A 14,335-nucleotide genomic window follows, 5' to 3' on the forward strand; every position below is an offset into this window, starting at 1 on the left:
AGGAATGCGTTCCCGGCCGGCCATGCCCCCTCACACTGTGCTCCAAGGCAGGGTGGCGGTGGTGACCGGCTCCAGCCGCGGGCTGGGGTTTGCCATGGCCCGGGTGCTGGGCCTGCATGGCGCGGCGGTGGTGCTGGCATCCAGAACGGACGACGGCGTTGCTGCCGCCGTCGGGCGTCTGCGCCTGGAAGGCATCGCGGCGGACGGAAGGCGCTGCGACACCGGCGAGCCGGCGGACGTGGAAGCACTCCGGGACATGGCCCTCAGCCGTGGAACGCTGGACATCTGGGTCAACAACGCCGGCACGCCAGGGGTCTACGGACCGACGGCATCGGCGCCCGTGGATGACTTCACACGGGTGGTGCGGACCAACATCCTGGGCACGTTCCACGGCGCCAGGGCGGCCCTGCCGGTGTTCCTGGAGCAAGGCCATGGTGACCTGGTGAACCTCTACGGCCAGGGTGACCGCGGACCCGTGGCGATGCAGAACGCCTACGCGTCGAGCAAACGGTGGGTCCGCCAGTTCACGGAGACGCTGAGGCTGGAAACCAAAGGTACGGGGGTCCGGGTGCACGGCATGAATCCCGGCCTTGTGGAGACGGCCCTCCTGGGAAAGGTCACGTCGCAGGCCGGGTACGAACACCGTCTCGGGGCACTGCAGGTGGTGGTTGGCCTGTGGGGGCAGAGCGCCGACCAGGCCGCACAGCCAATCCTGGACCTTGTGACGTCCGACAAAGCGGAATACCGGTTCCTGACCAGGAGGCGGCTGGTGACCCACGGGCTGCACAACATCCTGGCCGGCCGCCTGCGGCGGACAAACAGGATGCCCCTGGAGGTCACCGTGGTGGACACAGACCGGGAGCCGTGACAGGGCCGCTCCCCCTCCCCGTTCCGCGCCCGCGCGCCGTTAGGGAACCGAGACCTTGCCAATACAGGCTTGTGACGCGGAACACACTATGCTCGACAGCACCATCGGGATCGCGGGAAGAGGCACCATGAGCATCGACACTGAGGTTGGGTCCATCCACAGCACCGGGGATGCAGCGCTGGTCACCGCGGCAGCGAATGCCATCACCACAGCCGTTGCCACCGCCATGCAAAGCGTCCTGGAACGTCACGCAGCCTACAACTGGGTCTGGACCGACGAAATCCGCTGCCGGGGGTGCGGAGCCAGCCTGCCAATACCGTACCTTTCCAGCACACGGGCCAATGCCGACCTCGTCTTCGAGGCCCACCGGTCCGCGGAAGTCGGAACCCTCCTGGCCACGGGTTCGGAGTCCCCGAACCGCCGCTGACCGGTCGCAGCGGCACCCACGGACCGGCACTCTCCTGCCGGACGCCTGGCCGCACCCTTCCGGCATCTGCCAGGCGCCGCCGTCGTACGCCCTTCATCGTTGCTGCAGGCAAATATCGGCCCGGCTCTGGACTCTTGACCGGGGCCCAACGAGACTGGCTACAACAGCTGGCCAGGCGCAGATTCCGAAAGGTCGGACAAATGGCCGGCTGCATTCATTGGGGTTTTACCGTGAAGCGATTTTCGCGGCATTGAAAGGACCTGGCCATGCCGGACTTTGCACCGTTCTTCCCGTTAATTTCCACTGTTTTGGGCGTACTTGTTGCCATTGCCTTCATTTGGGTGGCGACGAAGCTCATGTGGAAGGTGGCTGAACCCAACGAGGCCCTGATCATCTCCGGACTGACCCGGGGAACCCTTGAGACCCGGGCCGGAATGGACTTCAAGATTGTGACCGGCAAAGGCGCCCTGGTCCTTCCCGGCCTCCAGACGGTGCGGACCCTGTCGCTGACACTGAACGAAACCGAGCTCAAGGTTTCCTGCGTGACGTCACAGGGTATCCAGGTCATTGTGGAGGGCGTCGTCATTTACAAAATAGGTGACGCACCGCCGTTCATTGCAAATGCGGCCCGCCGTTTCCTGGGCCAGCAACCCAAAATGGAAAGCCAGGTCTACAACGTCTTTGAGGGCCACCTCCGCTCCATTATCGGCAGCATGACCATGGAGGAGATCATCCGCGAGCGGGACAAGCTTGGGTCCCAGGTCCGCAGCGCCAGCGGAGTGGAGATGGAGAAGCTGGGCCTGGTGGTGGACTCGCTGCAGATCAAGGACCTGCAGGACCCAACCGGCTACATCCAGAACATCGCCAAGCCGCATATTGCGCAGGTAAAGATGGAGGCCCGGATTGCCGAGGCCACCCGCAACCGGGAAGCGGCGGAGAAGGAGGCGGAGGCTGCGGCCCTGATCGCGGACGCGCAGAGCGTTTCGGCAATCCGGCAGTCCGTGGCGCAGGCCAACGCGGAACGCGCCAGGGCGAACGCAGCCCAGGCCGGGCCACTCGCAGAGGCCACGGCCCGGCAGCAGGTGGTGGTCCAGGAAACCGAAGTTGCCAAGCTTGAGGCGGACCGTGAGGAGCAGAAGCTGCAGACCAGTGTCCGCAAACCCGCTGATGCGAAGGCCTACGCCAAACGCACCGATGCTGAAGGCCAGAAGGCGGCGGACATCAGCGCCGCCGAGGCGCTGGCACGCCGCACCGAGCTCGAGGCGCAGGCGAACGCGCGGCGCACGGAACTCCAGGCCCAGGCAAATGCCACCGCAGCTGCCGCCGCAGCCGGAGCAACCAAGGTCACCGGCGAGGCTGAAGCCGCCGCCACCAGGGCCAAAGGCGACGCCGCGGCGTCCGCCATCAAGGCCAAGGCGCTGGCCGAAGCGGACGGCATCAAGGCCCGGGCCGAAGCGCTGGGCACCAACCAGGACGCCGTCATCTCCCAGCAGCTTGCCGAGAACATGCCCGCCATCATCGCCGCTGCAGCCGAGCCCTTCTCCCACGTAGGCAACATGACCGTCCTCAACGGCGGCGAAGGCGTCAACAAGATGCTGGGCGGCATCCTGGCACAGGCGGGCGACTACCTGCCTGCCCTCGCATCAGCGCTCCGGAAGGGCGAAGACACCAAGCGTCCGCCGAAGGCTCCCGGTGCATAGGCCCGCCCATGCGCAAGGACGTTGACCGGAGCCTGACGGGGAAGATCGGCCGGGTGACCGGGCGCATCGGCCCGGGCACCATCGGGGAAGTCATGCTGCCCTACCTCGGCGGCATCATGGCGTTCCACGCCCACCCGTTCGACAAAACCAGCGACTTCCCGGTGGGCAGCGAGGTGCTGGTGATCTACTACGAGCCGCCGCAAACGGTGTATGTGGACGAACTGCCGGACGTGTTAAGGCACGGCGGGTAGTCGCTTCCGCCGTCCTGCCTTCGCGGTCAGGCTACCGCCCGCCCTCCATTTTGCGGCTGCGCTGTTCCTCAGCCATGGGGCCATAGGGATATACGCCTGCCTCGGGCCGGCTGGCCTTGGTGAGCCGGTCCACTTCACCGGCGCTGAGCTGAAGGTCGGCGGCGGCGAGGTTGTCAGCGAGCTGCTCCGTGGTCCGCGCCCCCAGGATCACCGATGTGACAGCCGGGCGGTCCGCCAGCCAGGCCAGGGCCACCTGGGACGGGGTCACGCCATGGGCGTCGGCGATGTCCTGGACAGCGTCGATGACAGCCCACGTTCTTGGGTTCTCGTTGCGCGCCTTCCAGGCCTCCATGCCGCGTTCGGGGTTTTCGCCGAGGCGGGTTGCACCGGAGGGGTGCTGGTCGCGCTTGTACTTGCCGGACAGCCAGCCGCCGCCCAGGGGCGACCACGGCAGCAGTCCGATTCCTGCGTCAAGGGCTGCCGGGACGATCTCGAATTCGATATCGCGGACCAACAGGCTGTACTGGGGCTGCAAACTGACGGGCGGGTTCCATCCGTGGTTGCGTGCAACGTGCACAGCCTTGGTCAGTTGCCAGCCCAGGAAGTTCGAGAAGCCGTAGTAGGCAATTTTGCCGCGGGTCACGGCGTCGTCCAGGAAGCGGAGGGTCTCCTCCAGCGGGGTGATCGGATCCCAGGCGTGCAGCTGGTAGAGGTCGATCTGTTCCACGCCCAGGCGGCGGAGGGAATCATCAAGGGCGCGCGTCAGGCGCCGCCGTGAGGTCCCGACGTCGTTGGGCGCCGTCCCCATGGGAAAGCGCCCCTTGGTGGCGATCACCGCCCTGTCCCTCACGTCGGGGCGGTTGGCGAGCCAGCGGCCGATGACTTCTTCCGACACTCCGGCGCTGTAGACGTCGGCGGTGTCGATGAAGTTGCCGCCCGCTTCGAAATAGCTGTCCAGGATGGCATGGGATGTCTCCTCCGTCGCCTCCGCGCCGAAGGTCATGGTGCCCAGTGCGTAGCTGGTGACAACGGCGCCGCTGTGGCCAAGGGTTCGGTGCTGCATGGTTTGTCCTCGTGATCAGTGGTTGTGGGGCGGAAAGTGGCGGGAGGCCGCGTCCCTGGTCGTGGTACGGATCCGGTACAGGCTTGTGGTTGCGGTGATGTAGAGGTCCTGGCCGTCGGAACCGCCAAAGCACAGGTTCGAGACGGTCTCGGGCACTGTGACGGTGTCCAGGAGTTGGAAGGACGGTGAGTAGATCCTTACGGATGGGCCGGCGGAGGTCCAGATCCTTCCTAGGACGTCGACCCTCAGTCCGTCGGCCGGATACCCGTCTTCAAGTTCGAGCGTGCCCGTCCTGGCGAGGCGGTGCCCCTCATGCACGCTGTAGGCAGCGATGCGCAGCGGAACGCCGTAGCGGGAACCGGCCGTATCCGCGACATAGAGGACCGACTCGTCAGGCGAGAAGGCGAGCCCGTTGGGGTGCACCAGGTCGGTGACGACGGCGGTCAGTGTTCCGGCGGCCGGCTCAAAGCGGAAGACGTGGCAGCCCCCATATTCCTGCTCGCCCTCGTGACCTTCTTTGGTGCCCGGAAGGATGCCGTAGGGCGGGTCAGTGAACCAGATGCTTCCATCGCGGGCGATGACCACGTCATTGGGTGAGTTCAGCCGGTGGCCCTCGAAGGAATCCACCAGGCCCGTCACCGTGCCTTCGCGGTCGCGCTCCACCCGGCGCCGGCCGTGGCTGCACTGCACCACGCTGCCGTCGGCGTCGAGGGTGCGGCCGTTGGTGAACTCAACGCCCACCGCGTAGTCCCGGGTGGTCCCGGTGGCGGGGTTGAACTCAAGGATGCGGTCGTTAGGGATGTCGCTCCACCGAACGGTTTTCGACGACGGCACCCACACGGGGCCCTCTGACCAGACCGAACCCGTGAAAAGGCACTCAAGCCGGCCCGTGGTTAGTTCGTCAGCCAATGGAGCTCCTTTGCATTCCAGGTACCTGCCGCCGAGTTGGCCGGCAAGGTGGACGGCGCCCTGGTCCGGGGGCACGGATCCACAGGCCCGAACTTACCCTAGCCCCGGCCCTGGGTCTGCGGGACGCGCAGGCTGCCGTACCTTTCCATCCGGTGCCAGCGAAGGTGCACTCCGGCCACTGCTGTGACAACAGCCTGGATGACCACCAGGTACATAAGCTGCCGGTAGACGAACTGCTGCAGGGGAAGCGTCCAGAGCGGGCCCGGCCGTTCCCTGTCGAGCCGGAACGCGTAAGCAGCCATAAGCAACTGGACCGCCAGGAAGACGAGCCACAGCAGCCCGATCCGCAACGGGTCAAGGAAGATCAGGCCGTACAGGGCAAAAACATCGACGACGGGCGCGAAGAGGGGAAGCAGTACCTGGAGGACAAACAGGTAGCCGAGTCCGCGGCGGCCGAGCTTTCCGGCCGGCCCTTTTTGCAGCACAGCCCCCCGGTGCTTCCACATTGCCTGGAGGGTGCCGTAGCACCAGCGGTACCGCTGGCGCCACAGGGCGCCGATGGTTGCGGGCGCCTCCGTCCAGGCCCTGGCGTCCTCCTGGTACACCACGCGCCAGCCGTCCCGGCACAGCGCCATGGTCAGGTCGGTGTCCTCGGCGAGCGTGTCATCGCTGACACCGCCGACGTTGCGGAGGGCCTCGATCCGGAAGGCTCCAATTGCCCCGGGAACGGTGGGCATGCATTCGGCGACGTCGAACAGCCTGCGGTCGAGGTTGAACCCGACGACATACTCGATGTGCTGCCACGCACCCAGGATGCCTCCCCGGTTGGCCACCTTGGTGTTGCCGGAAATCGCCCCCACGCGGGGGTCTGCGAAGGGCTGGATGAGGGCGCGGACCGTATCCGGTTCGAAGACGGTGTCACCGTCCACCATGACAACAAGATCGTGGCTCGCCGCATGGATCCCGGCGTTAAGGGCGGAAGGTTTGCCGCCGTTCTCCTTGCGGATGACGGTTACGCCGGGCAGGCCGAGAGCCTCCACGATGTCGGCCGTGCCGTCGGTTGAGCCGTCGTCCACCACGATGACTTCCACCGGATGCGTGGAGGCAAGGATGGACCGGACCGCGGCTTCGATTCCTGCGGACTCGTTGTAGGCGGGGACAACCACCGTGGCCGGTTCGGTAACCGCCGGCCCCACCCTCACGTCGATGCGGCGCCTGCCGCGCCCAGCCCTGGGGAGGCGCCGCGCTGCGCGGCTATGGCGGGCAGCGAAGAACATCACCAGGACGGCGCGCACAAGAGTCACGGCACCAGCGGCAACGAGTCCCCAGGAGATGGCGGTGACAACGAAGTCACTGAGGCGGATGCCCCACACGAACGCAGAGCCGCGAATCTGTTCCATGCCGGAGGCGGGGCGCATGCTGTCAACGCCCACCGCATCCCCCACCGTGGTGACGCGGTACCCCTGCCCGGAGAAACGTGAGAGGGCGGAGTCCAGCGCGGCGACGGTCTGTTCCCTGTCACCGCCCCCGTCATGCATGAGAACCACCTGCCCCTGCGGCCCGGACGGCGCGAGATTGTCCTCGATCGCTCCGGCGCCCGGCATTTGCCAGTCCTTGCTGTCCATGCTGCTCAGCACGGTGAGGTATCCGTCATCCGCCAGCCCCCGCAGAGCGGACCACATGCTGTCCGTAACGGCCTCGTTGCCTGAGGTGTAGGGCGGCCGCAGCAGGGAGGCTGCCTGGCCGGTGATCCCCACAATCGCGTCCTGTCCGCCCTGCACCTCCAGTTCCCGGCGCCAATCTGGAGCTGCGCCGAGGTCTGTGTGCGTCAGCGTGTGGACGCCTACTTCATGGCCTTCGGCCACGATGCGGCGTAGAAGTTCAGGGTGGTCCACTGCAGCGGAGCCCACAACGAAGAAGGTTGCATGGACATGGTGTTCCCGAAGGACGTCGAGGATGCGGGGCGTCCACACGGGGTCCGGGCCGTCGTCGAACGTCAGGGCGACCGTCCGGTCCGGCGGCCTGACGGACGTTACGGTCCCGCCACGGGAATCCAGCACCGGGCCACCGTGGGAAACGGCATCCGGGACATTCCCGGATGCCTGGTTCACGGGCACCTGGTCCACGCCGGCACCGCCCAGGTGGTGCAGGTATCCCTGCACCGCCAAAGCCAGCCCCAGCGCCATCAAGGTGGCCAGGAGGACGAACCAATGGGCCCTGACATTCGCGGGCACATTGCTCTTTGCATTTCTGGTGCCCTTGTTCCGGAGGGTCATGTTACTGGCGGGAAGGGGCCGACGGCCGCGTTGCCTGGCCCGGCGCAACACCGCTGGACCCCGGCGCAACACCGCTGGTACCCGGGGCCGTCCCGCTGGAGCCGGGGGCGGTTCCAGCGGCACCGGGAGCCGTCCCGCTCAGTCCGGGTTGAGTGGACGCAGCAGGAACCGGAGCAGAAACAGGGGCGGAAGTCGCGACGGCGGTACCGCCCACCGGGGGTGCGGCCGGTGCGGCGGCCAGGGCCACCGGCACTGCCGCCGGGGACTGCTCAACGGGCGGAGCGGCGGGGCCGGACAAGGCTGCGGCAGTGTGGGAATCAGCCGCTGGTGAAGACGGCGGAATTGACGGCTGGTCGTGGGGGCCTGCCGCGGCGGGCAGGGGCAGGAAGGGCGCGGAGACCCCGGAGCCGCCAATGAACGCGGCAAGCACCAGGACGACGTATCCGGCCACCAGCCCGAGAACCCCCAGGCCAATCAGCTGGACCCGCCGGAGGCGCCGTCCTGAGGCATCAACAAAAACGGGTCCGCGCGGGGAACCTGCGGGCAGCTGATCGGAAGTCTTCTCAGGGGCTTTCATCGAGCATCAACCTTAGGGGACCCGGATTGGCTACCACAAAACCCGGGCCCCCGGCCCCTGGCCAACGGCGGGGTGGAAATCCAGGGGCGGGCCGTCACCATTCCACCCCGGCGCCGGCAAAGGCGGGCACCACTTTGGCCGGTCAAAACGAAAACGGCGTTCGAGTGCCACAACCATGGCATTGGTGTCGGATAGAATCCCCTCTCGGCGAGTCCCACTCGCCTCGATACCCGCTAAAGGGCGGAGGTTGACAGCAGAATACAAGGGGAAGCAATGAGGCATGCCGCGGCTAAGGTCCGGGCGCACGGCACCAACGGCTCCGGGGCCAGACGGGACATCCAGGGCCTCCGCGCACTGGCCGTTGGGATCGTCGTCATCTACCATCTTCGGCCTGAAGCCCTCCCGGGCGGGTTCGTAGGAGTCGACGTGTTCTTCGTCGTCTCGGGCTTCCTCATCATCGGCTCCCTTGCCAGGGAAGCGTCAAAGAACGCGTCAATCTCCGTTCCCGAGTTCTACGCACGGCGCATCCGCCGCCTCTTTCCGGCGTCGGCCGTTGTTTTGGTTGCAGTCCTGGCCGGGGCAATGCTGCTGCTTGCCCAAAGCCGCTGGCAGAACATCTCCTCCGATGTCCTGTTCTCGCTGCTCCAGGTACAAAACTGGCATCAGGCCCTGTCCGCAGTCTCATACGCCGGCGCAACGCAGGAAGTGTCTCCCCTTCAGCACTTCTGGTCCCTTGCCGTCGAGGAGCAGTTCTACCTCGTCATCCCGTTCTTCTTCCTTGGCCTGATCTCCGCGGCGCTCGCCACAGGCAAGCCGCCCGGCCGCTTCATCGTCCCGGCGTTGTCCGTGACTGCCCTGGCGTCGTTCGTCTACAGCATCTACCTGAGCGGCCATGAACACACCCTCGCGTACTTTGCCACGACGACGAGGATCTGGGAACTCGCCGTCGGCGGGCTCGCCGCTCTCCTGCCGGCACTGCCGAAACCGTCCGGCCGGCTTGCAGCGGTCAGCGGGTGGCTGGGCGTCTCTGCCATCGTCGTCCCCGCTTTTCTCTTCAGTACTGATATTGCCTTCCCCGGCAGCATCGCCGGCATCCCAGTACTCGGGACCGCCATCCTCTTGCGCACTGGCCCTCCAGCAGCAGCCGTTCCGTGGTCCGCTTCCAGGTTCCTTGCCATCCGGCCCATGACGCTCGTCGGAGACGTGTCGTATTCCCTGTATCTGTGGCACTGGCCCGTCATCGTTTTCGCTGTCGCGCTGTTGGGCCGCACGCCACGCATCAGGGAAGCGCTGCTCCTCGCCCTGCTCAGTCTTGTCCTCGCCGTAGCCTCCTACCACCTGGTGGAACAGCGCTTCCGGCACCGCTCAGGGCATGCTGGCTGGAGCGTTTACCGCCGGACTTACGCGATGGCGCTGTGCGGCGCGATGGTGGTGTCCGTTGCAGCGTGGGCGCCGTGGCAGGTAATTGAGATTAAGCGCGCACAACTGTCGACCGAACTGTCGGACCACGATTACCCCGGCGCCCAGGCTTGGTCCACCCGCCCCGCGCCGGTACCTGCCGGCCTCCCCATCCGCCCTGATCCCTCGGTCGCCATGCAGGATGTACCTGCCACCAGCGCCGGGGCCTGCGGCGTTTACGACCCCGCCGTGGTGCCTGACACTGATTGCTGGTTCGGTTCGGTGGCACAGCAGGATGCGCCTGTTGTTGTGGTTGTCGGGGATTCACACGCCGGCCAGTTTGTTGACCCCCTCATTGCCGTATCCCGGAAGATCCCGCTGAGAATCCACGCCCTGGTGCGGAACGGCTGCCCGTTTGCCTTGACTCCGCCGCGGTCCGAGACCACCCTCTACGCCAACTGTTCGAACCAAAATTCCATAACAGCCGAAAGAATCGCGGCAGGAAGACCGGACCTCGTCCTGGTTGCCGGGATGCGCGAGTCCGGTTATAAAAAGGCTCTTGGGTGGTCCTGGGCGCCGGATGCCCCGCTTGTCGAGGGTTATGTTCAGACCCTTTCCCGGCTGCGTGCTGCGGGACTGCGGGTCGCGGTCGTCGCGGACCTGCCGTATCCACAGGGCAACCCGGTGGAATGCATTCAAAAGTATGCCGACCACGGCGCTTGCGCCACGCCTGCCTCGGAGGCCCTTGCGGGCGGGGATGACGCGCTTGTTGGGGCGGCCCGCCGGGTTGGAGGCATTGAAATTGTTGACCTCTCCAGGCTCTTTTGCCGGGACGGCCTTTGCCCGGCTGTCATCGGGAACGTCTTGGTCTATCGGGACAACCACATGACCAATACCTTCGCGAAGTCACTGGGACCGGACCTCGCCGTCGCCTTACGCCTGGGGTAGGTGTCTGTTGCGGTTCCGGCAATCCCACAGACGGCGGCGGGGCCCGCTGCCAGCCAGACTTCAATAGCGGCCAGGGATTTCGACGGCGGGACTGATGACCCAGGCGCAGGCTTTGGTTAGGATCAAGGTTCCACGCTCAGTCGTTTGAGGCCTTGGCGCCCGCCGTGCCCCCGGGAGCGCCAAGGAGGCAGAGAGGCCACCATGGACGTCACACAGGCTGCTGAATATCCGCTCGATCCCTTTCCCCACTACGAACAAATGCGTGCAGCCGCTCCTGTCTTCCAGGACGGCCAATCGGGGAGCTGGCACGTGTTCCGGTATGACGATGTTCAGCGGGTGCTGTCCGAGCACGCTACGTTCTCATCCCGCATGGGCGGTGAAAATCCGTCCGGCTCCGGCCAGCTCTTCGCCTCAAGCCTCATCACCGCCGATCCCCCGAGGCACCGGCAGCTGCGCTCCCTGGTGACACAGGCTTTCACGCCAAAGGCCGTTGACGCGCTGGCGCCACGTATCGCCGACCTCACGGACGAACTCCTGGAGGGGATCGCGGCCCGCGGGAGCGGCGACCTGATCAAGGAATTGGCGTACCCGCTGCCGGTCATCGTGATTTCCGAGCTCATGGGCATCCCGGCGGAGGACCGCGAGCGTTTCAAGCAATGGTCCGACGTGATTGTCAGCCAAACCCGCACTGGCCCGGCCAGCGACGGGCAGGACGCAACCGCCTCAGAGATGATCGAATACTTCCTGGCCCTCATCGACCAACGCAGGAGCCGCCCCGGCAGGGACCTGATCAGCAGCCTGCTGTCTGCCGAGATTGACGGCCAAAAGCTCACGGTCCCTGAACTGCTCGGCTTCTGCAGCCTGCTGCTCGTCGCCGGCAATGAGACCACCACCAACCTGATCGGCAACGCCGTTCTATGTTTGTCTGAGTCGCCGGGCTCTCTCGAGCGTGTCCTTAAGGAGCCGGCCCTGCTTCCCCAAACCCTCGAAGAGGTACTGCGGTTCCGGTCGCCGGTCCAGTCCATGTACCGGGTGACGGTGGCCGAGACGATTTTGGGCGATCAGCGAATCCCGGCCGGGGCACCGGTTGTTGCCTGGATCGGGTCCGCCAACCGCGACGGGCAGCAATTCGAGCGGCCGGCGGAGTTCGACATTGACCGCAACCCCAACCGTCATCTGGCGTTCGGCCACGGCATCCACTTTTGCCTCGGCGCGCTTCTTGCCCGGCTGGAGGCCAGGATTGCGCTGGAGGCACTGCTGGCCCGCTTGCCTGGGCTCTCCTTGGCTCATGAAGCGCAACTGGAGCGGATGGAAAGCACCATCGTTTACGGACTGAAGGCACTTCCCGTCAGGTGGCAGCCTGCCTGACGCACGGACGGCCGAGTCCACGGGGAGACCCCGTATGCACCTGAAGCCGGCACTGCGACCGCCAGCCGCCCGGCATCATTCGGGGGTGCCCGTTTCTGCGGCGTAAGCGGTCGCCTGGGCCCGCACCTGACGGATGTAGGCATCGGACTGGTTGTAGGAGTGGATGGCGTCTGCCCACCCCTGCGGGGTTGTGAGGTCCCGGCCGTGGGCGCACAAATATGTGGCCGCGCTGAGGGCGGCGTCGTCGATGTTGGACGGGTCCGCTGTTCCGTCCCCGTTCCCGTCCCTTCCTGCAAGCCGCCACGTGGAGGGAATGAACTGCATCGGCCCCACCGCGTGGTCCCACCGGGCGTCGTCGTCAAGGGCGCCGCCATCCGTATCCGCGATGGCGGCGAATCCATCGCCGTTAAGGCTTGGTCCCACGATGGGCCCGCTCGCATGGCCGTTGCTGTCCAGGCGGCCGCCGCCATAGGTTCCATGGGCTGATTCGACGAAGCCGACAGCAGCCAGAGTATTCCAGCCGATTCGACACATCGGGGTGGCGTCATTGGCGGTGGCGGCGGCACCAACGTAGGCCCGCAGGGCCCGGGCAGGGATACCGGTCTGGGTGGAAGCCTCCAGCAGCCACTGGGCGTCCGGGCTGCGTGTTACGTTGACGGCGGTGTCGATGCCGGCGGGGCCGAGTGCGAAAGTTGCCCCTGCCCGCGGCGGTGCGGAAAAGGCCACCCGGGCGTCCGCGCCTGGCTGCCGGATGAGCCAGAAGGAGACAGCAGTGCTGATGCAAACGACAAACAGGCTGAAAACAACAAAGCGTTTTACACGGAGCACTGACTAATCAAACCATCAACCGCGAGGGCTGAATGACGAGCCGGTTCCCAACCCACCATGCAGCGCCCGGGAACATCGTCGGATCCATCTTCTTCAGCACGCAGTATCGGTACCATCAGGCATGGGCAGGAAGAACTACCTCATCGAAGGCGGCTCAGGAACCGGCAAGACCGCTGTCTGCGACGAGTTGCGCCGGCGCGGTTATCACGCAATCAACGGTGACCGCGAACTGGCCTATCAAGGCGATCCTGAGACCGGTGAACCACTCGCCGGCATCACCGGCGTCTCCGTGCACCATCACCATCTCTGGAGGGTGGACGACGTGAAGGCCCTCACCGAAGACCGGCGGGAGGCGGTGACGTTCTTCTGCGGCGGATCCAGGAATCTCTCAAAGTTCATTGAGCTTTTTGACGCGGTGTTCGTTCTTGAGGTGGACCTCGAAACGCTTCGCCGGCGGCTTGATGCGCGCCCAAAGGACGAGTGGGGAGGGCGCCAGGCTGAACGGAAGCTCATAGAACGCCTTCACGGAACACGGGAAGAAATCCCGTCCGGTGCCATTGCGATCGACGCTACTGCACCACTCCAGAGCGTGGTGGATGACATCCTCCACAGGACCGGAACAGGTTCCGGGAGCTAAGCAGGCGGTTTACGAAACCTGCGCGCGATGGTTGTCTGCAAGGACGGCAAGGTCGCGGATCAGGCGCTGTACCTCATGTTCCCGCCTGCTGGAACGCGAGGTCTGTTGAACCGTGCCGGGTCTTGCCAAGGGCCCCACAGGTGGAGCGGGCACCGGCCGCGTCACCGTATGTTCGTCCTTGGCGGCCGGCGGATTGCTTGTGCTCATGCGGCCCCCCTTGGCCTGGTCAATTGGGGGACTGTCCCCCAAGTCGTAGCTGTACGGCCACTTTAGGAAGCCCTGCGGCCACGGGGAAGATATTTTGTCCACTACAGGGATTTATTGTTTCAATCTTGAGCTTGGCTTCATTGTCGGCTGTCGACCAAGAACCCCCACGGCCTCCCGCCGCGAAGGTGCTGCCAGTGACCGGACCATTGCCTTGAAACGCGGGCATGGCGACCATGGAAAGGTGGGAATGAAGGACAGGCAGCGTGGTCTTGCTTTCACCCTTTGCTTGCCGATTGTGGCCTGGGGAACCGCCGGCTGCGCGTATGAGTACAAAGAGACTGTGCAGAGTCCCATGACGAGCCCGTCCCCAGTCGCTGATTCCCCTGCCCCCTACGTTGACCCGCTCGTCCTGGAGCGCGAGGTGGGAAACTATGCTGAGCTGGACCGGCTTCTTAAGGCAGTACCCGGGCCTGCGCTCCTTTTCGAGGAAGGACCCCTGGATGGCCCCGTCAGGGGGTTTGGCACGATGGCGAAGGTGCCGGCGGCTGGGCTGTACACCGTGACCGTAGCCTGCGTGGGTGGTTCCGGCGCTGTGGTCTCCGTGGGGCAGGAGCATCCCGGCGCCCCCTTTCAGCCGGTGGAGCTGTGCCTGAAGTGCGCAGGGGCCACGTCCAGGGTCCTCCCACTTGAGCAGGGGTACGTTTTTGCGCATCTGGTGCTGCCCGTTCCGGGCGATACGCCGTGGACAGGGGCGGTGGGCGGAGTACGTGTCACCGGTCCCGGCGCGTCATCGTTGGGCCCGTCACCGGATTCTTTGTTGGACTCCTCCAAAATCGAGTCGCCCAGGGAGAACTAGCGTCTGCTGTGAGGCATATTCC

General features: G+C 65.7%; 13 protein-coding genes. 8 read left to right on the forward strand and 5 right to left on the reverse strand.

Annotation, left to right across the window (positions count from 1 at the left end; all coding sequences use genetic code 11):
- The first annotated feature begins 4 nt into the window (after positions 1 to 4).
- The 4 genes from AC3ANU_RS13020 to AC3ANU_RS13035 all read left to right on the forward strand — a co-directional run bounded on the left by AC3ANU_RS13020 (position 5) and on the right by AC3ANU_RS13035 (position 3,246).
- Positions 5 to 868, forward strand: a complete 864-nt coding sequence (locus AC3ANU_RS13020) for an SDR family oxidoreductase (RefSeq protein WP_488314648.1) — start codon at positions 5 to 7, stop codon at positions 866 to 868.
- A gap of 127 nt (positions 869 to 995) precedes the next feature.
- Complete coding sequence (locus tag AC3ANU_RS13025; RefSeq protein WP_043425306.1) at positions 996 to 1,295, forward strand: hypothetical protein; 300 nt, start codon at positions 996 to 998, stop codon at positions 1,293 to 1,295.
- Between the two features lie 266 nt (positions 1,296 to 1,561).
- On the forward strand, positions 1,562 to 2,995 hold the full coding sequence (locus AC3ANU_RS13030) for a flotillin family protein (protein WP_018771004.1): 1,434 nt from the start codon (positions 1,562 to 1,564) through the stop codon (positions 2,993 to 2,995).
- Positions 2,996 to 3,003: 8 nt separating this feature from the next.
- Entirely contained in the window at positions 3,004 to 3,246 is a 243-nt protein-coding gene (locus tag AC3ANU_RS13035; RefSeq protein ID WP_018771005.1) for a hypothetical protein, read from the forward strand.
- A gap of 31 nt (positions 3,247 to 3,277) precedes the next feature.
- Here the strand turns inward: AC3ANU_RS13035 and AC3ANU_RS13040 are convergent, their stop codons facing one another.
- The 4 genes from AC3ANU_RS13040 to AC3ANU_RS13055 form a co-directional block, all read right to left on the reverse strand.
- A complete protein-coding gene (locus AC3ANU_RS13040) occupies positions 3,278 to 4,309 on the reverse strand; it encodes an aldo/keto reductase (protein ID WP_018771006.1) in 1,032 nt (343 codons plus the stop codon).
- Positions 4,310 to 4,324: 15 nt separating this feature from the next.
- Complete coding sequence (locus AC3ANU_RS13045; RefSeq protein ID WP_018771007.1) at positions 4,325 to 5,218, reverse strand: SMP-30/gluconolactonase/LRE family protein; 894 nt, start codon at positions 5,216 to 5,218, stop codon at positions 4,325 to 4,327.
- 98 nt (positions 5,219 to 5,316) lie between these two features.
- On the reverse strand, positions 5,317 to 7,452 hold the full coding sequence (locus AC3ANU_RS13050) for a bifunctional polysaccharide deacetylase/glycosyltransferase family 2 protein (protein WP_488314649.1): 2,136 nt from the start codon (positions 7,450 to 7,452) through the stop codon (positions 5,317 to 5,319).
- Positions 7,453 to 7,495: 43 nt separating this feature from the next.
- The gene (locus AC3ANU_RS13055; RefSeq protein ID WP_018771009.1) at positions 7,496 to 8,071 is read right to left on the reverse strand and encodes a ribosomal eL19 family protein; all 576 of its coding nucleotides are present in this window, start codon (positions 8,069 to 8,071) and stop codon (positions 7,496 to 7,498) included.
- A gap of 273 nt (positions 8,072 to 8,344) precedes the next feature.
- Here AC3ANU_RS13055 and AC3ANU_RS13060 point away from each other — a divergent pair, with 273 nt between their 5' ends.
- Together AC3ANU_RS13060 and AC3ANU_RS13065 are read left to right on the forward strand one after the other, a co-directional pair.
- Positions 8,345 to 10,417 (forward strand): acyltransferase family protein, encoded by a 2,073-nt coding sequence (locus AC3ANU_RS13060; protein ID WP_018771010.1) that lies wholly within the window; start codon positions 8,345 to 8,347, stop codon positions 10,415 to 10,417.
- Between the two features lie 201 nt (positions 10,418 to 10,618).
- Complete coding sequence (locus AC3ANU_RS13065; protein ID WP_224084452.1) at positions 10,619 to 11,785, forward strand: cytochrome P450; 1,167 nt, start codon at positions 10,619 to 10,621, stop codon at positions 11,783 to 11,785.
- Positions 11,786 to 11,860: 75 nt separating this feature from the next.
- Here AC3ANU_RS13065 and AC3ANU_RS13070 read toward each other — a convergent pair whose 3' ends face one another.
- Entirely contained in the window at positions 11,861 to 12,613 is a 753-nt protein-coding gene (locus AC3ANU_RS13070; RefSeq protein ID WP_018771012.1) for a lytic transglycosylase domain-containing protein, read from the reverse strand.
- 121 nt (positions 12,614 to 12,734) lie between these two features.
- On the opposite strand from AC3ANU_RS13070, the gene AC3ANU_RS13075 reads away from it, so the two are divergent.
- Together AC3ANU_RS13075 and AC3ANU_RS13080 are read left to right on the forward strand one after the other, a co-directional pair.
- The gene (locus tag AC3ANU_RS13075) at positions 12,735 to 13,250 is read left to right on the forward strand and encodes a hypothetical protein (protein ID WP_018771013.1); all 516 of its coding nucleotides are present in this window, start codon (positions 12,735 to 12,737) and stop codon (positions 13,248 to 13,250) included.
- Between the two features lie 559 nt (positions 13,251 to 13,809).
- Positions 13,810 to 14,313, forward strand: coding sequence for a hypothetical protein (locus AC3ANU_RS13080; protein WP_488314650.1), 504 nt, complete (start codon positions 13,810 to 13,812; stop codon positions 14,311 to 14,313).
- The last annotated feature ends 22 nt before the right edge of the window (positions 14,314 to 14,335 follow it).

The organism is Arthrobacter sp. SDR-2R (genome assembly GCF_057747955.1).